Raw genomic sequence first — 19,388 nt, 5'->3', positions numbered from 1 at the left:
TAAAAAATTAAGCATCATGAAAAGACCTACATTTTCAAGAATAACCACCATTGTAATCTTCATACTTTTTGGCCTTCACTCCTATGCCCAAAATTATGAACCTTTTACACCTAGATTTAATGAAGATTTAAAAGGAGATATCGTTTTAATTGGTAATAATATACTGGGTCCAGATAATAATGCCTTTAACGATAATTCTGTTTACAACCATAATGTCAACATGCAATACATTGATATTGATGGTGATGCATCGACATTTAGTTCTTCAAGTTCAGATTTAGATATTCCAAACCCAAATTGTTACCGAATTATTTATGCTGGGCTTTACTGGGGAGCTGTTAATCCGGGTGCTGAACCCATTACTTCTGTAAAATTCAAAGGGCCTGTAGGAGGCTATAACGACATTCAAGGAACCATTATTTATGATGCAAATGGTACTACGGTCGATGGCGGAGATAGTTTTTCTTATGCCTGTTTTGCTGATGTAACCGCAATTGTAACGAGTTTTGGAAGTGGTACCGATTTAGGAACATACACGGTAGCTAATGTGTCTTCTGGTATTGGAGAAACCGCAAACTTTGATCCGTATAATGGAACAGGCCAATCTGCTGGATGGTCCTTATTTATTGTATATGAAGATCCGACCTTGCCAGGAAAATCCATTACAAGTTTTGATGGATTTAGTGCTATTAGTGTACCCGGAAATAACCCAACTTTGGATATTCCTGTTGACGGATTTAGAACAATTCCTGCGCCTGCACCAGTAAGAGCCAACTTTGCCTTTGCAACTTTAGAAGGTGATAGTCCGATTTTAGGGGATCGATTACGTTTAAACGGCATAAGCCTTTCTACTGCCGATCGTCCGGTAGGGAACTTTTTTAATAGTTCGGTGACACAATTAGACGCAACACCTGTAAACAACCGAGTTCCTAATAGTACAAACACATTAGGATTTGATACTGGCGTGATGGCCATTCCAAATCCAGGAAACACCGTTATAGCCAACGATGCTACTTCTGGTGTTATTACACTTGAAACCAGTGGCGATACCTATTTCCCATATTTCTTTGCCTTTGCTGTTGAAATCATTGAACCTAATATCGTACTTACCAAAATCGTTGAAGATGATGCTGGGAATAATATTGGCGGACAAACCGTTGATCTCGGAGCTTCCTTAAACTACGTGATTGGTTTTCAAAATACCGGAAATGATAATGCTACAAACTTTCAAATAAGGGATGTCCTTCCAGTGAATATTATTTTTAATTATCCTGAAGATTTGATTTTACCTCCTGGCGTAACTGTGGCGAGTTATGATCCAAATACACGAGAGATTATTTTTAACATCGAAGATTATTTAGTGGAAGAAAATGATCCCGTTTATGAAATTCGTATTGAAGTACAAGTGGTTGATACTTGTAGTGAACTCGCCGATGCTTGTTCAAACATTATTAACAACCAAGCTTTTGCTTCGTATAACGGATTCTTTAATCCAACCTTTCAAATTACAGATGACCCAAGTTTAAGCAGTAATACAGGCTGTTTACTTTCGCCTCAAGCGACCAACTTTTTAACCGATTTGGATTGTGTCTTTACGGAGGACATTGTACTATGTGGCGATAGTGTAGAGCTTATAGCTGCAAATGGCTACGATTCGTATTCTTGGTCTACAAGTCCAACAGGAACACCAGTAATTGGTACAACACAAACGATTACAGTTACCGACACCGGAACTTACTATTCATTTAATACTGCAATTGCACCTTGTCAATCCATTGAACAAGAGTATGTTGTTGAAGTTTTTGGAACTAGTATAGAAAATCCTGTTATTCCTTACGCTGACGAAGTGGTTACCTGCCCTAATAACGGAAAATTATTACCAAATATCTTCTTATGTGGCGCTGAAGATTCCAGATTTATTGAAACCAATATCTCTAGTGCAACCTCCATCATCTGGGAGCAACTTGATGAATCGAGTTGCCCTGCGGTTACAAATCCAGATTGTGCCAATGAAGATGATACCTGTACATGGAATGAGGTTGGTAATGGTCCCGACTTTCTGGCTAATACGTCTGGTCAGTTTAGATTAACCATAAACTATTCTGGTGGTTGCTTTGTGCAGTTCTACTTTAATGTCTATCAAAATGAATTAAATGCCGATGTCATTGCTACAGATATTATTTGTACCACTCCAGGAAGTATAACTGTGATTGATGTGCCTTCTGGTTACGAATACAGTTTAGATGACATTAACTATCAAACCAGTAACGTTTTTACGGTTAATACACCAGGTACGTATACGGTTTATATCAGACAAATTGGAATTCCAACAAACCCATGTGTGTTTACGGTTCCTGATGTTCAAATACGAGAGCGTGATTTTACGGCAACAACAACCATTATTCAACCGCTTTGTCATGGCGATAAAGGGAGCATTCAACTGGCTGCCAATGACGTTGACCCGCAATACTCTTTTGCCATATATCAAGGTGCGACTTTAGTAAATAGTGTCGGACCAATTTTAGAAAATACTTATAGTTTTGATAATTTAAATCCGGGAACTTATACCGTCACTGTAGAAACTGAAAATGGATGTTTCTATACTGAAGACGTAACTATTGTCGAACCACCTTTACTAACCGTTACAGCTGCTGTAACCATTCCTTTAACCTGTACTGATGGTGAAATCACAGTATATCCTGAAGGCGGAACACCTCCTTATTTCTATTTTGTAAATGGTTCAACCGATTTTCAAACCGTTCCAGAAATAGTGGTAACTACAGCTGGTACTTATGATATTACGGTTCTAGATTCGAACAACTGTAGTGCCAGTACAACAATTACTGTGGATGGCATCCCAGAACCAGAATTTAACATCAACACAACAGACATTGCTTGTGGTGGTAGTGGTGATACAGGAACCATCACAATTGATGTGACTGCTGCAAATGGCAATAGCTTAGAGTTTAGTATCGATGGAGGTACAACGTTTTATACATCTCCAGTGTTTACCGGACTTCCAGTAGGTGATTACGAAGTGGTCGTTCAGTATTCAGTAGGTGGTTCTGTATGTGACTCATTACCGCAAACAGTTAGCATTGCTGAAAACAATGCTATTTCTGGTACCGCAGAACTAACTGCACCTTTTACTTGTACTTCAGATGCAACCATTACTGTAACTGGTGTTACTGGCGGTGATGCTCCTTTTACTTACAGTATAGACGGTATTACATTTCAAACTAGTAATTCATTTACAGGTTTATCGGCTGGAACTTATTCCATCACCATAAAAGATGCTAATGATTGTACCTTCATTACCAATGAAATTACCATCGATCCTTTAAATCCACCAACAGATTTAGAATTTGATAATTCACCAATAACATGCCCGTCAAATATAGCAACAGTGACTATCACTGGAGTCACTGGTGGTACCGGAGTTTTAGAATACCAAATTATTGCGCCTGCGTCATCAGCTACACCTTACCAAACATCCACTACATTTTCAGGATTAGAACCTGGAACCTATACCTTTCAAGTACGAGATGAAAATGACTGTGTTTATAGTGAATCTTATACCATTGATCCTATTCCGTCACCAACAATTACCGTTGTTTTAACCGAAGATTTAAATTGTACAGCAACACCAGATGCTGCTATTGAAGGCACACTTACGGGAACTGCACCATTTACATACGCCGTTTCTATAGACGGAAATCCTTACACCTCATTAGGTGCCACAGGAACTACGTTCACTTATACAACGGCTACTTCTGGTACCTACCAGTTTGAAATTACTGATGCCAATGGATGTATCGCTGAATCAAGTGTCATAACGGTTAACCCAATAGTGCTTCCAAATCTCAGCGTGGTTACGCAAACCCAACCTATTTTATGTCATGGTGATACTAATGGTGCCATCGACATCACTATTGATACATCAACAGGTACACCGCCTTTTACTATAAACGTTACTAATGACACGACAGGAACCGATTACGGTACGCAAACATCGGGATTAGCAGCAGGCTCTTATACTATTACAGTTACTGATGCTAAATCATGTACAGCTACTGATGTTATCATTATAAGTGAACCAGATCCTATTATCGTTGATTTTGACGCTATTGATATCACGTGTACTTCTGGAGGTATTTCTCAAGGTTCTATAATTATAAATTCAGTAACTGGCGGAACAGCACCTTATAATTATTTTGTAACAGGTACGAATTATTCAAATTCTGAACTTAATGCTACAGGCTCTACTTCGGTAAGTTTTAATGTGGTTGACTTTGGTTTATATGAAATTAATGTAGTTGATGCTAACGGATGTTCTGTTTTAGCACAGGATGTTTTAGTAGCCTCACCTCCTACCGATTTAGATATTTCAATAACCGCTACTGTGGATTGTATTAATGGTGGTGAAGCCGTTGTTAGTGTTGGTTCAACATTATCGAGTGCTGGTCCTTTCTATTTTGATATTTACCAAGGATTTATTCCGCCGCCACCACCTGCAGGAACATGGATTCCAGAAGATTCAACAGGAAGTCAATCGGCTACCTTTTCAAACTTATTACCAGGCGTTACCTATACCTTTATCGTTTATGACGAATCGACATTGTGTAGTTACTACGAACCTGCAACAACACCTATACCTACGCTTTCAACCTTAACACTCAGTGCTGTAAGTTCCAATAATATTACTTGTACTGGTAGTGATGATGGAAATGTATCATTCACTATTAATAGTACTTATGGAGCTTCAGTCGATGTGACATATGAAATCTTTGATGCATTAAGTTTAGTTTCTACCGGAATTACGGGTTCTGATACTGTTCCTGGAAATGGATCACTTACTGTTACAGACTTAGGTCCTTTACCATTCGGAAATTATTTTGTGTCTATTACTGAAACTTCAGGAAGCAATTCGGGTTGTGGAGTTGTCACAGCTCCATTCAATATTTCAGAATCTGCAATCCTTTTAGATTTATCCGTTTCTGTAGATCAAAATGCAAATTGTAATCCTAATTCTGGGCTCATTAGTGCTGTTGCACAAAACGGAACTGCACCTTACCAGTATCAAATCACTACAACACCAACTGCACCTATAGCAACCGATACCAATTGGGCTTCCGCAAGTACGTTTAACAGAGACGCTGGGAATTATTATGTACATGCCTTAGATGCTTATGGCTGCATCATAACCAGTCCTGTAGTAGTTTTACCTATGGATGATGCTCCAGTGATATCTGCTGTAGTTACTAATGCCTGTACTGTAACCGAAGGCAACTACAGCATAGAAGTCACTTTAGATTCTGCTGGGATTGCTCCTTATAGTTATAGCATTGATAGTGGAGCTTTTCAAACACAAACCGCTCCTTTTACTATTTCGAATTTATTTTCTGGAACGCATACTATAGAAATTCAAGATGCTAATGGTTGTGGAAATCTAGTTTCAGTCGATATTTATGCGCCTATTGAAATGACACCTAATGTTTCGGTTTTACCTTCTTGTAATAATGATGATGGTGAAGTAACTGTTACTAATACTGGAGGTTCTGGATCATTTACCTATACAATTAGTCCAAATCCTGCTTCAGTAAACTTAAGTGGAAATGTATTCTCAGGCGTACCTTCTGGAGTGTATACCATCACTATAACCGACACAGTAACTTCATGTACCGAAGATACTACGGTTTCTGTTCCTCAAGCTATAAATCCAACATTTACAACAACATCTACGACTGTCACTTGTTTTGGTGACAATACGGGAACATTTGATTTGCAAGTAAACGGTTATTCTGGCGCTTATACTTATGAAGTGTTTGATAGTAGTTCAACCTCTGTTTTTGGAGTTGTAAACGCCAATACCTCTACAAACCCGATAACTGTTTCAGGGCTTACTGCTGGAACATTTTCAGTTGTCATTACCGAAACTGAAAGTCCGTTTTGTTCTGCTACTTCAACAGTGATTATCAGTTCACCTTCCGAAGCTTTAACGCTAAGTGCCACAGAAACTTCAAATGTCTCTTGTGATAATAGCCAAGGTACTATTACGGCAACTGCTGATGGTGGATGGGGAACTTATGAATATGAACTCACAGGTGATGCAACAGTTGCGTATTCTCCTAATGGAACCTTTACAAATTTATCTGCAGGAAACTATACTGTAAATGTTATGGATGCTGAAGGCTGTATTGCTTCAGAAAACATTACACTTACAGAGCCAACACCAATTGACGCTACTTTTACACCAAATGCGCCTCTATTAGATTGCTTTGGAGATCAGAATGCTTCAATAACGGTTAGTAATATTACTGGCGGACAAGGTACCGAGTATATTTTCACTTTAAACACGATACTACCAACACCAAGTACATCTGGTCCGCAAACATCCAATGTCTTTAATAATCTTGGCGCTGGAACTTATTCTATTAGTATTTCTGATGGGAACGAATGTGAAATGACATCCGTAGATATTGTTATTTCAGAACCAACACCTATTGAAGTAAACCTTGTCAAAACAACATCTCAAACCTGTTTAACAGAATCGGCATTAACGTTGAGTACTTCTGGCGGAACAGGACCATACACTTATAGTAATGACAGTTCATTTACTACAACTTTAGGGTCTTTTAGTACTTCTACAACATTCCCTGTACCTGCAGGTACTTATGTTTATTATGTAAGAGATGTTAATGGGTGTACTGCCGAAGTCTCAAATGAAATAACGGTAGATCCGTTGTTAGATTTAACGATTAATTTACAGTCTACAAATCCAACTATAAATTGTGCTGGTGATAATACGGGTAGCATCATGGCTTCAGCTCAAGGTGGTTTAGGAAACTATGTGTATACACTTCAAGATACTTCAGGAAACACTATCAACGCTATTCAAAATAGCCCTGGTGTTTTTACTGAATTAGTTGCTGGCACTTATGTTGTTTATGTTGAAAGTGGCGATTGCGATGACGTCTCATCTCCAATTTCTATTACCGAACCAACAGCTCCTTTAGAAGTTGATTTTACCGTAAATGATGTAACCTGTAGTGGCAATAATGATGGTGTGTTAGAGATAAATGCTACAGGTGGAACTGGTATTATAAAGTATGCGATTTCACCACAGTTAGATCAATTTTTTGAGACCAATATTTTTGAAAACTTAGCTCCTGGAACATATGATGTTATTGTACAAGATGTTTTAGGTTGTTATGTCACTTTTGATTTCACTATTAACGATCCTGTTCAAGTTATTCTGAGCATTGTACCAGACTCATTGTTTGAAGAAACTTGTGAAGGCGAAGGTAATGGCGAATTTAGTGTCAATATTTCTGGAGGAAGCTTACCGTATAGTGTTAGCCTGGATGATTATGATGGTGTGTATACGACTGGTGGTGCTACTCAAACACAATTTGATTTTACCGATCTTAATGGTGGAGATCATACGGTTTTTGTTCGTGATGCTCAAGGTTGTGAATCTGAATGGAATATCACATTCCCTGATCCGGTGACTATTAATCCAACCGTAGAAATCGAATACTTATGTGAAAATAATATCACGACAAATACGGTTACTGTCACTGTTGATGAGAGCAATACAGATTTAACTCAATTAGACTATTCGTTAAATGGCGGACCATATCAACCAAGTCCTATATTCTCCAATGTCGTACCAGGAACTGGTCATTATATTGATGTAAGACATACCAATGGTTGTATTCAAAGAACCGAATTATTTGATATTGAAAGTTTTGACCCGCTGTCGTTACTTTTAGTTGAGGGTGCTTCTCAGGGTGAAATCATTGCCAATGCAGCTGGAGGAACTGGAGTGTATCAATTTACATTTAATGATGAAGATTTTGGAACTACAAATGTGTTTGTTGTAACCGAATCTGGAATATACACGGTTATTGTGACCGACAGTAGTGGCTGTCAAGTTATGGCTCAAATTGAAATTGAAATCAATGGCCCATGTATTCCTAATTATTTCACACCAAATGGTGATGGTGTTGTTGATACTTGGGCACCAGGCTGTGTTGAAGATTTTCCAAATTTAACCTTCGACATTTTTGATAGATATGGTCGAAAAGTGGCTACCTACCGCGTTGGTGAATATTGGGATGGTCGTTATAAAGGTACAGAGCTTCCAACGGGTGACTATTGGTACGTGGTTAGACCTAACAATCCAACAGTGAATAAAGAGTATGTTGGACATTTCACACTTTACAGGTAATAATCCCTAACAAATTAAAACCGATTACAATGAAAAAATCCCTACTATATATAACATTTTTCTTTTTGTCGTTTAGTTACGGACAAGAATTAAACTTACCTGTTTGGACACAATACTTAGCCGATAATGACTTTATTATCTCTCCTACTTATGCTGGTATTGGAGATAATTTAAAAGTTAGAGCTAACGGACTCACCCAATGGGTAGGTATAAAAAACGCTCCAGATAATCAGGCGTTATATGCTGACTTCAGAATTGCTAATCAATCGGGAGTTGGTCTATCGATGTATAATGATAGAAACGGAAATACACGTCAGAAGGGAATTAAGTTCTCATTTGCGCATCATATTATTTTAGATTACAAGTCAAAACAGTATTTATCCTTTGGGTTATCCTATAACATCAATAGTTTTAGAATAGATATTGAAAACTTTCAACCTACTGAAGAAATCCCAATCGTAGACCCAAGTATTGTTGATGATAGAGCGGTATCTAATCACAATTTTGATGTAGGCTTTCTTTACCGCTACAACAGATTCTATTTTAGTTTTAATGCGAATAATATTTTAGATAAAGAGATTGATCTTTATGATGGATATGAACCTAGTAAACTTTTAAATTTTCAAGCTTATACAGGATACGTTTTCACTAATAAATACAATAAAAATGTAGAATACGAACCTTCTCTGTTTTTTCAGTTATTTAATAGTGACGGCCGTTCGGCAACCGATCTTAACTTTAAATACAGACAATTTAACCGTGATGGTGATTACTACTTTGTTGGTGGTTCCTACCGTTTTTTAAATGACCAGTACCTCAAACCCCTAAATTTGGGTCCGATGGCAGGTATCATGAAAAACAATTTCTATTTCGCCTATTCTTATCAATTGACGATTAATGATCTTTCGGGATATAATTCGGGAACACATAGTATTACCATTGGAATCGATTTTCTGCAAAATGCCAGTAATTGTGCCTGTACTAAAGGAACGAGTTACAGAAAGTATAAGAATAACGGTAATAACAGAAAGTAATACTATAATAACTCCAATTTGTAACCTACGCCATGTACATTGGTTAGTTTTATACGATCGTCATCTTTTAATTTCTTTCGGAGTTTAGAGATATATGTATCTAAGCTTCTTCCGACGATAACGCCATTGTCTTCCCACACTTTTTTGCTTAGCTCATCACGTTTAATGACCTGATTTGGATGCGCAACAAAAATTTCTAAAAGCTCAACTTCTTTTTTGGATAAGCCAATTTCAGTAGCGGCTTTGACCAGTTTATTTTGCTCAGGATAAAACTTAAAACTACCTATTTCAGAATAGTTTTCCGAAGTACTTTCCGAAGTCATCGTTCGTTTCGATTTTGTTTTGAAATACACTAGTAAAACCACTAACAAAGCGGCAAGACCTGTATAGATTAATGTATTTCTGCTAAAAAATCCTTGAGAGGTGTTTAAAAACGTGACCCTAACTGTATAGCAATCTTCCGGCAAAAAACGCCCAGAACAAGGAATAAGTGTTTGTTCTTCGTCTTTATGGATTTCATAACTGTAAGCTACTTCTAAAGTCGCACATTGTATCACTTCTACACGATAATTTTGAGACAATGACAGGACAGTAAAACTACTATCGATGACGGCCACCAGTTCATTAGGTTCAAATGATAGATGATTTTGAAATGCTAATTGGTATTTAGAAGATTCTGTTTGCAATACAGGTAAAATGATGGATGTAGAATCTTGCTGTCTTAATAACAATTGATTACCAGCTTCCCGTAAGGCTACTTTTATTTTTGCTGAATCGTTGCTAGTTGAATCGTCCGAACAAGATATAACACTAAGTAGTATTAAAACAATACAAATACCCGTAATAAAGTAAAAAGGTCGTTTTTCCATAATTAAATGTAAATAACTTAATATTTAATGACTTTTTGCAACCGTTGACACTTCTTTTACATTTTTTTGACATTTTTCACCTGAGTCACCTCTAGTTTTACACCAAAACAAAATCAAAAAATCATGAAATTAAAAACACAATTTATCGCAGTCGTATTCAGTATGTTCTCTTTCGTAAATATCTGTGCACAAGAGCGTTTAAAAATCGACACCACTAAAAGTGACATTAAATGGTCTGGAGAATACACCTTTTATTTTGGTGGCCATAATGGTAGGATAAGTTTTTCAGAAGGGTATTTTGAAAAAACAAATCAACTTATAACTGGCGGTCAATTTATTATTGATATGAACTCTATTATATGTGATGATATCGGTGTAAAAGACGCCAATGAAAGTCTGGTGAATCATTTAAAAGATCCCGATTTTTTTGACGTTTCTCAGTTTCCAGAAGCGGTATTAAAGATTACAAGCGTTGAATATCATGACAGCACACATATGAAAATATATGCCAATTTAACTCTAAAAGGAATTACAAAACCTATCTCGTTTCAGGCGGAAGTAAATTTTGAAAAAAAAGAAATGACTACAAAGTTTAAAATCGACAGAATGCTTTGGGGTGTGAGTTATAACAGTAAATTGCGTGATGGTGCGATTTCTGACGCTATTGGCTTTGAAGTAAAAATAAGTTTATAACTTTAGCTTATGAAAATTAAACTAGTCACTTTTCTGTTTTTGATGTGTGCTTTTGTAATGCATGGACAAGAAGAGCAATCGTTAGGGGTTTTAGAATCGGACACAACTTGGTTAAAAGAAATTATTAAATTTCCTATCGGATTCGCACCCGAAATCAATTATGCTGGCTACGAAGACCTTCGTTTTGCTAAACAATGGAGAGCTCAAGATCATGACGATTTTTGGTGTTATATGTTTGTTTGGCATATTGAAGGTATCCAAAAGTTAAGTGCTAAAGATTTGGAAAAACAGATGGGGTTTTATTATGACGGACTCATGAAAGCTGTGAATAAAAAGAAAGATTTTGAAGTGCCAGAAACAACCGTTCTTTTTGTGAAAACCAATGATGCCAACAGTGATTTTATTGGAAAAATTAGAGTTTATGATGCCTTTAATTCTGAAGCGATGATGACTTTAAACATAAAAGTAAAAACTTATCTTTGTGATACATCGCAAACAACTAATATACTAGTTGAGTTGTCGCCTTTAGATTTTGATCAAGCCATTTGGAAACGATTTAAAGCCATCAAATTAAAAGATACAGCTTGTATGCACTAAAACACATAGCTTATGTCAAGTATACCCTGTCCAAAATGTAATGCTACAATTGAGTTTGATTTAAAAGATATATTAACCACAAAGGAGTTTACTTGTAGCCAATGCCATACTAAGATTGCTTTACAGTATAAAGACAACAAAGAAACGTTTCAAAATGCTACAGAAAAGCTAAATCAGCTAAAAAAGGATTTAGGAATTAATTAATTTTGGATACTGTTCCAGATGTCTAAATACATTTTCCAAGTCCCATTTATTTTTTTCCAGACGATTACATACTTGCCTTTCCAGGAGACTTCTTCACCAGAGCCCAATAACGTTGTACCTTGATAAATACCATAATCATAGGCTTCATCTCCCAAAATTTTGATTTCATGTGAAGTGACTTTATGGTGCTTAATAGATACACCTTTAGGAAGTTTCCAATAATTAATAATCGCTTCAGTGCCTTCTATAATTTCTTTGTTATTTGGAAAAATCTTAGCATCCTTTGTGTAAGAAGCTCCAATCATTTTATAGTCTGAAGTTTTTATATAACCTGAAAATGTTTCGGTATTTTTTAATATTTGAGCAATGTCTTCTTTATCTCCTGAATAGGTTTGACTTATGGCAGAATGAAACGTTACAATTAGTGCCAAAGCTGTGATGAGAGATTTCATAAAATATGTATTTGTACTAAAGTTATAGATTTTCAGCAATATAAGATAACTTTAGATTTAAAATAGACAGCTCTAAACATTGATAAATGCCCTTATAGTGATTCTAAAATAGGCTCAATTTGTCCTGTATAGCGAATAGGAAAACGCTTAGAACCTCTCACTATCATTTCTGTTTTATGATTTGGAAAAACCTCTATAACAATAGTGTAGCTTTCGTTATTACTTTTCGCTTTAAATTTTAACATGTAGCTATTATCCTCTTGTTTTTCCACTTCATAATCACTAATGATATCCTCTAATTCAATGCTACCACCTCCATTACGATCTGTCACCACCTGACGCTCGCCAAAATATGGTAAATAAGAATCAATCGTTTCACCTGAAAGTTTTAAAAAATTAGGATTTCCCATTAGACTAAACCGACTTGCATTAGCGTCGCCTGGTGCTAACAAGCCCGAATTTTGCAAAGCTAATAAACCGCTTGATGTTTGCGGATAAGCCCAATCTGATTTGATAGTAAATGCTTGTTCTTCAATTAAAGCATCTAGCGCTACTATTTGTTCTGGTGTGGCTGCTGTTTTTGTTGAACTGCAGGACAATAATAAAGAGACCAACAAACAGCACAGCATAAATTTAGTTTTCATACCAAAAAGTTTTGAGTTATTAAGATACGAATATTAGAGCGCATTGTATTGTTAATTAACATTTTATAAAGGCATTACTGGTTCAATATTTCACCATTTGCTCTAAACTCAATATCCTTATTTTTTCCTTTTTGTTTGAATTCTACATCGTAAAACAAGCCTTTAGAATGGTGTTCTACTTTTTCAACTTCGGTAATATCATCACTGTCATAATCTGATTTTATAACCTCTTTAATCGCTTTAGGTAAATCTTTTACATCGATGCTACTTTCGGTTTCAATCCATTGTCCGTTAGGCGCATAATCAGCTCTGTATTTTATGCCATCTATTTTAAAATTGGATTCATAATTTCCGTTGGAATCTTTGTGCCAGTCGGGATCATTTTCACCAGGGTACATTTTTTGAAATGTTGCTTTAACAGCATCTGGTACCTGTGCATTAGTTGTATTTTGACAGGCTATAATAAATGTTGCAAATAATGTAAATAATAAGATATGCTTTTTCATAGGTTTCTTTTTTAATATTTAAGCCAAACTATAAAAAGTCGTTGAATCCCATTTGCTCAATCCCAAATTATAATGTCGTATATACAAAAAAGACGAACTCCTTAGTGACCATACTAAGGAGTTCTATTTGTGTAATACCTAAACGCGTATTGCTACGTATTTAAGTGGCTGCGAAAGTAGACTAATTTATTTAGTAAACACGCCATTTGCCGATAAGTTTTAAAAATAGTTTAAAGTGTCATTTGTTTAAACTTAATTCCTAAATCTTTCTGAATGTTTTGAATTTCTTGTTCTTCACCAGAAATAATAAGCGCTATAGATTCACCTGTTTTACCTGCTCTGGCCGTACGACCACTTCTATGAGTATAATAGTCCAGCTGATCTGGTAGCTGATGATGAATCACAAATGCAAGATTATTGACATCAATACCTCTAGCCGAAACATCGGTAGACACTAAATATTGTAAGGACTGGTTTTTAAATGCGCGCATTACCTTATCACGTTCCTTTTGCTGCATATCACCTTGCAAGGCATCAACCGAAAAACCTTCAGCTTTTAATTTTTCTGTCAGTTGATTGGTTCCTGCTTTAGTTCTACAAAAAATAATGCCTCTATCCTCATCATACTTATCTAGTAAACGCGTGATTATATTGACTTTTTCTTTAATGGAAGTGACAATATAATGATGTGAAATATTAGCATTTACGATACTGTTTCTGTCTATTTCTACACGTATGGCATCAGCAGCCATATAAGTTTTGATAATTTTCTGAATCTCTTCAGGCATCGTCGCCGAAAACAACCAAGTATGCCTTGTTCCTGTGGTATACTTGAGAATTTTATTCAAATCCTGCTTAAATCCCATACTCAACATCTCATCAGCTTCGTCTAAAACCAATGTGTCGATGTGCTTGATATTAACCTCACCACGTTCTATAAAATCCAATAAACGTCCTGGAGTTGCTACAATAATATGAGTTGTACGTTGCAGGCGTTTTAACTGAATGTCCATTTTTTCACCACCATAGACACCTTCAGCAAAAATTTTAGCATCACAATACTTAGTGAATTTGAATAATTGCTTCTGAATTTGCTGTACCAATTCTCGCGTTGGTGCTAAAATCAAAGCTTGAACATGGTCTTTTTTGGGGTTGATATTCTGAAGAATAGGTAATCCATAAGCTGCTGTTTTACCAGTACCTGTCTGAGCTAAGCCAATAAAGTCGTTTTCATTTTTAAGCAACACAGGAATGGCTTCTTCCTGAATTTGAGTGGGTTGTTTTATGTTGAGTTCTTTCAGCCCTTTAATTAAAGGTTTTGAAACGCCTAAGTCGAAAAATGTCTTGTCCATAATCAATTATAATTGTCTGCAAAGGTATTGTTATTCTGCTAGCTTTCAGAATTAATATTCGTAATTTCGAACTGAAATGGAAATCGATTCAAAACATATTCAACGGCTATATCAAGCCTATTGCAATACCCATTTACTTTGGAAAAATGGTGCTGTATATGATCTCAAACAACTCCAATTGCCCAATGAAACATCTTTGGTTTTTCTTCGGAAACTGAAGCGACGACTCCGACTTGGTCAATTAGCGGAACAATTTGCGTTCAATCAGATGGATGCATATGAATCCATACAATTATTAGCTGAAAATATTCAAATCCAAAGGGAGAAACATACTCTGGGCGAATTGGATGCCTTGCTACTTATTGATAACCAACCAATTCATCTGGAAATTATCTATAAATTTTATGTGTATGATGCCAGTTTAGGTACTTCAGAAACAGACCAATGGATTGGCCCCAACCGAAAAGACAGTCTCAAAGAAAAACTCACCAAACTCACAAAAAAACAGTTGCCTCTACTCTATTCAAGCGATTGTCAATCGGCATTAAAACTTTTAGGCCTAAACGATTATCATTTTGAACAACGAGTCTTATTTAAAGCACAACTTTTTGTGCCTTATCAGCAAGAGATTCATTTTGAACAGCTCAATCAAGATTGTGTTTGTGGCTTTTATATACATACCAAGCAACTAGAACATTTTAAAGCCTGCGAATTCTATATACCAAATAAATTGGATTGGTTTTTAGAACCGCAAACTGATGTTGATTGGTTGAATTATGCTAATTTTATTCTGGATTCGCATACATTTTTAGAACAACAACAATCCCCTTTATTTTGGATAAAAACTGAAAACGGTACAGTATCTAAAGGCTTTTTGGTGTGGTGGTAAAACTTCAAATTCTTATAAACACGCTTAAATCTAGCATTACAGTTAATTAACATGCGTGATAAGTATTAGATTTGTTTGTAAACTAAACTTCTACTATGACAACCTTAGCTATAATTGGAATTGGCCCTCGCGGATTACATGCTTTAGAAAATCTTATAATGAACCTTTCTAAAGCTAACAAGCACATTCAGATATTAGCTTTTGAACCTTGCCATGAACCTGGTGCCGGACAAGTTTGGTATACAGATCAATCTGATGCTAATTGGACAAACATTAGTGAAAGAGCTTTAAAAAATTTAGAAGGCCGACCAGAAATTCACTATCGAGATCGTATAATTGAAACGTTTCCTTCCTATCATGAATGGGTACATTTCGTACAGAGTGATCAAGCACCTGATACGTTTCCTCCGAGAAAACAATTGGGACACTACTTTCATGAACGATATGAATCCCTTACCAAATCACTTGACCCTGAAGGTTTTCAACTCATTAATTCTAAAGTTGAACGTATTGAATTTAAGGAAAAGCAACTTCAAATTTTCACCAAAGACAGCAGCTACATTTGTGATGATGCTTTAATTACAATTGGTCATCAACCTACTCAATTATCAAAGCAGATTAAAAAATGGAAAGCGCATGCTCATGCTCATCAAAACATAAGCGTTTTTGAAGACTGCTATCCATTATCTCAATTTGAAAGCGTTAAAAATCAAAAGCATATCAACATTGGAATACGAGGTTTTGGTTTAGCAATGATTGATGTAATGCGTGATCTGGTCACCAATTCGTTTGGAACATTTAAAGTTACAGACCCTTCAACTTTTAAAACACAATATATTAGTAACGAAGCACAGCCCCTCAAATTAATTCCATTTTCGTTAGACGGCCTACCAATGGCTCCCAAACCGTTAAACAAGCATATAGATGATTGGTTCAAACCTACAGATGAAGAACTGAATTATTTTAAAACGGAACTAGAAGCTGTATCACGGACTCAAATTAAGGTGAGTTCCCTTGATTTTTTAACCATACCTATTTCTAAAATAACTGCTAGGGTTTTCACTGAACTTAAGTTTGAAGCGATGAATCATGATTTAAATCAAAAACAAATCGAAAGCTTAGTTTTTAAATGGTTAGATGATTCTGAAACGAAACACGACCTTTTTCAAGATAACAGTTCAACATACAATACCATTAAATCTTATATACAAATGGCTTCAGGATTAACGACAATTAGTCTTGATTACTGCATTGGTCAAGTCTGGAGACATTGTCAGCCAACCCTATACAAGTCATTTTCTCACGCCCAATTAGACGAAGCTATTATTGAAAAAGTCATTGCGCTTGATGAGGAAAGTAAACGGTTTTCTTACGGACCACCAGTAGAAAGTATGCAACAAATTCTGGCGTTGGTAGATGCCAATATTCTTAGTTTGGATTATGTTAATGATCCAGATATCGAACTTAATAATATGGGATGGCAATTAGAAAATGCACAACAACAAACAGTACAAATAGACATCATGATTAACAGTGTTTTAGATGCACCTAAACTTTTGGAAGTCACTACTCCCATAATCACTAATCTCATTCACAATGATTTAATCGAGCCCATCCACTCAAAGTTGGGTATAGATACAAATCCAGATGCCTATGTTGTAACTGAAGAAAATGACGAAGACATCCCAATAGCAGTTTTAGGTCGATTATCTAAAGGTAGTGTGATTGGTGTTGATGCTATTTTAGAATGTTTCGGACCGAGAATTAAGGACTGGGCTAAAGCTTATGTAACTCGATTAGGACGTTAATTAATAAGGTTGTTTTTCACTTAAATATTTCCAATAACGTTTAGGCACATGTCGAATATGGAGTTTCATATTTTTTCGTGATTCAATATTGGTACTTTTAAAATAATCTTGCCACAGTTTCTGAAATTCAAATTCCTGTTGATCAAAGTAGTCCACATTCGTTTTAGTAAAATCGAAATTTGAAGGAAATTCCATAGCGATAATATCTACCTTCTGTAGGTCATAAAAGAGACCATACTGACGTTTGATATCATAAATCAACCATTTTTGATCAGCATAACGCCGTTTAAAATGCTTTGAAATTAGAGGTAATACATTAAAATCGGGTTCTATACTTGCAAAATAAATCACATCCTTTGTTAGTCTGAATCTCACAAACGCTTCCATTCGATGCTTTTCACGACCAACCATTTTGGCAATTTGTGCTATTTTCAAAACGGAAGGATGTGAAAAGTCTTTATCAACTTTTAAGTCGGTTGAAAAAACGTACTTTATAAAATCCAGTAATAGATTTTCAACACCAGCTTGTTCGCTTAAAAAGGCATAATACAATTGATAATGCCCAAATTTAGACACTTTGTTTTTTAAACCTTTCCAAACACGATTGGCTTTTTTTTCATCTGTGATTATAGTTTCATTTTCAGAAAACAATCCGTGTTGCACGTCAGATTCACTTTGAATTGTCACAGCATCTATTTGTTGCTCAAACACATAAAAGACTGTGCTTAAAAACCCATCAAAAGTGCCATCATAAATTAAGTTTCGATTGTGCATTTTATCCGAATAAGCTTAATTGGTTACTTAATGATTTGCTGTACTTACTCGTAGAGTTTTGTAGAATCAATCCTTTAATTTTTTCAGGAGACAAATCCCTACGCTCAAACTGATTGCTGTCACAGATCATAAAGTACTGTGCTCTGTTTAATGCAATACCTATTTTTTTAAGATGCTCCCAGTTTAATCTTCTAAAGCGACGTGCATTTAAAATCTTATACACTGACTTCATTCCTAAACCCGGAATTCTAGCCAACATGCGCTTGTCTGCTGTATTCACATCTACAGGAAATTCGTGCAAATTTCTAAGTGCCCAGCTCAATTTTGGATCAACATCTAAATCTAAATGTTGATGCTTAGCATTTAGAATTTCACTCACATCAAAACCATAAAAACGCATCAGCCAATCGGTTTGATACAATCTGTTTTCGCGCATCATAGGAACAGCACTTCCTATTTGAGGTAAGCGATCATCATAGCTTATAGGTACGTAGCCAGAATAATATACACGCTTCAAATTATAGGTGTTATAAAAATGATTTGAGGTTTGCATAATTTGAAAATCATTCTCTCCACTAGCACCAATAATCATTTGAGTACTTTGACCAGCTGGTGCGTACTTTGGCGTGTTTTTTATAATCTTCCTTTCCGATTTATATTGAATGATTTCATTTTTCACTTTCACCATCGGCTTGATAAAATCTTCACGCTTTTTATCTGGTGCTAATTTTTTTAATCCTGATGTTGTAGGAATTTCAATATTGACGCTAAGTCGGTCTGCATATAAACCGGCTTCTCGCATCAATTCATCTGAAGCACCCGGAATTGATTTCAAATGTATATATCCGTTAAAATTCTCTTCCAAGCGCAATTTTTTAGCAACAGCCACCAGACGTTCCATGGTGTAATCGGCACTTTTAAATATACCCGAACTTAAAAATAGCCCTTCAATATAATTTCGTCTGTAGAAATTAATGGTTAAATCGACCACTTCCTGAACTTTAAATGCAGCTCGTTTAATATCATTACTTTTTCGAGTCACACAATAAGCACAATCAAAAATGCAATAGTTGGTTAAAAGAATTTTGAGTAAGGATACACAGCGACCATCTTCAGTATAAGAATGACAAATTCCCATTCCTGTGGCATCACCAAGTCCTTTATTTTTATTGGTTCGTTGGCTTCCGCTTGAAGAACAGGAGACATCATACTTTGCAGCATCGGCTAAAATTTTTAATTTTTCTTGGGTACGTTCAAAAGACATAAGTAGGATTAATTTATAGTACAAATATCGTAAATATTACTAAATAATGTCGCTAAAATTCAAACATAT

The 19,388-nt window shown here is 35.8% G+C and carries 14 protein-coding genes; 7 read left to right on the top strand and 7 right to left on the bottom strand.

The genetic code is table 11. From position 1 onward, the window contains the following. Positions 1-16: 16 nt before the first annotated feature. Positions 17-8,233: a T9SS type B sorting domain-containing protein gene (locus N4270_RS08490; protein WP_260096596.1), complete on the top strand. Its 8,217-nt coding sequence runs from the start codon at positions 17-19 to the stop codon at positions 8,231-8,233. A 29-nt stretch (positions 8,234-8,262) separates the two neighbouring features. Beyond that, positions 8,263-9,267, top strand: a complete 1,005-nt coding sequence (locus N4270_RS08485) for a type IX secretion system membrane protein PorP/SprF (protein WP_260096595.1) — start codon at positions 8,263-8,265, stop codon at positions 9,265-9,267. Between the two features lie 2 nt (positions 9,268-9,269). Here the strand turns inward: N4270_RS08485 and N4270_RS08480 are convergent, their stop codons facing one another. Beyond that, the gene (locus N4270_RS08480) at positions 9,270-10,136 is read right to left on the bottom strand and encodes a winged helix-turn-helix domain-containing protein (protein ID WP_260096594.1); all 867 of its coding nucleotides are present in this window, start codon (positions 10,134-10,136) and stop codon (positions 9,270-9,272) included. A gap of 123 nt (positions 10,137-10,259) precedes the next feature. Between N4270_RS08480 and N4270_RS08475 the strand changes: the two genes are divergently transcribed. The 3 genes from N4270_RS08475 to N4270_RS08465 are packed head-to-tail and all read left to right on the top strand — an operon-like array spanning position 10,260 to position 11,630. Beyond that, a complete protein-coding gene (locus N4270_RS08475; RefSeq protein ID WP_260096593.1) occupies positions 10,260-10,829 on the top strand; it encodes a YceI family protein in 570 nt (189 codons plus the stop codon). 9 nt (positions 10,830-10,838) lie between these two features. Next, positions 10,839-11,426, top strand: coding sequence for a hypothetical protein (locus tag N4270_RS08470; RefSeq protein ID WP_260096592.1), 588 nt, complete (start codon positions 10,839-10,841; stop codon positions 11,424-11,426). A gap of 12 nt (positions 11,427-11,438) precedes the next feature. Continuing rightward, positions 11,439-11,630 (top strand): CpXC domain-containing protein, encoded by a 192-nt coding sequence (locus N4270_RS08465; RefSeq protein ID WP_260096591.1) that lies wholly within the window; start codon positions 11,439-11,441, stop codon positions 11,628-11,630. On the opposite strand, the gene N4270_RS08460 is transcribed toward N4270_RS08465, so the two are convergent. The 4 genes from N4270_RS08460 to N4270_RS08445 form a co-directional block, all read right to left on the bottom strand. Next, positions 11,627-12,082 carry a DUF4440 domain-containing protein gene (locus N4270_RS08460; RefSeq protein WP_260096590.1) on the bottom strand — a complete coding sequence of 152 codons (456 nt, stop codon included), beginning with the start codon at positions 12,080-12,082 and terminating at the stop codon, positions 11,627-11,629. The two genes, N4270_RS08465 and N4270_RS08460, sit on opposite strands and share 4 nt — an antisense overlap. A gap of 92 nt (positions 12,083-12,174) precedes the next feature. After that, positions 12,175-12,726 (bottom strand): DUF4251 domain-containing protein, encoded by a 552-nt coding sequence (locus tag N4270_RS08455; protein ID WP_260096589.1) that lies wholly within the window; start codon positions 12,724-12,726, stop codon positions 12,175-12,177. A gap of 74 nt (positions 12,727-12,800) precedes the next feature. Continuing rightward, positions 12,801-13,232, bottom strand: coding sequence for a PepSY-like domain-containing protein (locus N4270_RS08450; protein WP_260096588.1), 432 nt, complete (start codon positions 13,230-13,232; stop codon positions 12,801-12,803). A 230-nt stretch (positions 13,233-13,462) separates the two neighbouring features. Next, positions 13,463-14,584 (bottom strand): DEAD/DEAH box helicase, encoded by a 1,122-nt coding sequence (locus N4270_RS08445; RefSeq protein ID WP_260096587.1) that lies wholly within the window; start codon positions 14,582-14,584, stop codon positions 13,463-13,465. Between the two features lie 76 nt (positions 14,585-14,660). Between N4270_RS08445 and N4270_RS08440 the strand changes: the two genes are divergently transcribed. Both N4270_RS08440 and N4270_RS08435 read left to right on the top strand, forming a co-directional pair. Next, on the top strand, positions 14,661-15,473 hold the full coding sequence (locus N4270_RS08440) for a DUF1853 family protein (protein WP_260096586.1): 813 nt from the start codon (positions 14,661-14,663) through the stop codon (positions 15,471-15,473). A gap of 95 nt (positions 15,474-15,568) precedes the next feature. Next, positions 15,569-17,281, top strand: a complete 1,713-nt coding sequence (locus N4270_RS08435; RefSeq protein ID WP_260096585.1) for an FAD/NAD(P)-binding protein — start codon at positions 15,569-15,571, stop codon at positions 17,279-17,281. On the opposite strand, the gene N4270_RS08430 is transcribed toward N4270_RS08435, so the two are convergent. Continuing rightward, positions 17,282-18,055 (bottom strand): TIGR03915 family putative DNA repair protein, encoded by a 774-nt coding sequence (locus N4270_RS08430; protein WP_260096584.1) that lies wholly within the window; start codon positions 18,053-18,055, stop codon positions 17,282-17,284. A gap of 1 nt (position 18,056) precedes the next feature. Then, complete coding sequence (locus tag N4270_RS08425) at positions 18,057-19,319, bottom strand: putative DNA modification/repair radical SAM protein (RefSeq protein ID WP_260096583.1); 1,263 nt, start codon at positions 19,317-19,319, stop codon at positions 18,057-18,059. Positions 19,320-19,388: the final 69 nt, after the last annotated feature.

Origin of the sequence: Psychroserpens sp. SPM9, from assembly GCF_025153525.1 — a bacterium.
Lineage (GTDB): Bacteria > Bacteroidota > Bacteroidia > Flavobacteriales > Flavobacteriaceae > Psychroserpens.
The sequence above is the reverse complement of the archived record's forward strand: the minus strand, read 5'-3'. Positions and strand labels throughout refer to the sequence as shown.

What these genes read in the sequence shown, in the direction of transcription:
- N4270_RS08445 (WP_260096587.1), bottom strand. Translation starts at nt 14,584, where the DNA reads ATGGACAAGACATTTTTCGACTTAGGCGTTTCAAAACCTTTAATTAAA.
- N4270_RS08460 (WP_260096590.1), bottom strand. Translation starts at nt 12,082, where the DNA reads ATGAAATCTCTCATCACAGCTTTGGCACTAATTGTAACGTTTCATTCT.
- N4270_RS08485 (WP_260096595.1), top strand. Translation starts at nt 8,263, where the DNA reads ATGAAAAAATCCCTACTATATATAACATTTTTCTTTTTGTCGTTTAGT.
- N4270_RS08440 (WP_260096586.1), top strand. Translation starts at nt 14,661, where the DNA reads ATGGAAATCGATTCAAAACATATTCAACGGCTATATCAAGCCTATTGC.
- N4270_RS08465 (WP_260096591.1), top strand. Translation starts at nt 11,439, where the DNA reads ATGTCAAGTATACCCTGTCCAAAATGTAATGCTACAATTGAGTTTGAT.
- N4270_RS08490 (WP_260096596.1), top strand. Translation starts at nt 17, where the DNA reads ATGAAAAGACCTACATTTTCAAGAATAACCACCATTGTAATCTTCATA.
- N4270_RS08450 (WP_260096588.1), bottom strand. Translation starts at nt 13,232, where the DNA reads ATGAAAAAGCATATCTTATTATTTACATTATTTGCAACATTTATTATA.
- N4270_RS08470 (WP_260096592.1), top strand. Translation starts at nt 10,839, where the DNA reads ATGAAAATTAAACTAGTCACTTTTCTGTTTTTGATGTGTGCTTTTGTA.
- N4270_RS08425 (WP_260096583.1), bottom strand. Translation starts at nt 19,319, where the DNA reads ATGTCTTTTGAACGTACCCAAGAAAAATTAAAAATTTTAGCCGATGCT.
- N4270_RS08480 (WP_260096594.1), bottom strand. Translation starts at nt 10,136, where the DNA reads ATGGAAAAACGACCTTTTTACTTTATTACGGGTATTTGTATTGTTTTA.
- N4270_RS08475 (WP_260096593.1), top strand. Translation starts at nt 10,260, where the DNA reads ATGAAATTAAAAACACAATTTATCGCAGTCGTATTCAGTATGTTCTCT.
- N4270_RS08435 (WP_260096585.1), top strand. Translation starts at nt 15,569, where the DNA reads ATGACAACCTTAGCTATAATTGGAATTGGCCCTCGCGGATTACATGCT.
- N4270_RS08455 (WP_260096589.1), bottom strand. Translation starts at nt 12,726, where the DNA reads ATGAAAACTAAATTTATGCTGTGCTGTTTGTTGGTCTCTTTATTATTG.
- N4270_RS08430 (WP_260096584.1), bottom strand. Translation starts at nt 18,055, where the DNA reads ATGCACAATCGAAACTTAATTTATGATGGCACTTTTGATGGGTTTTTA.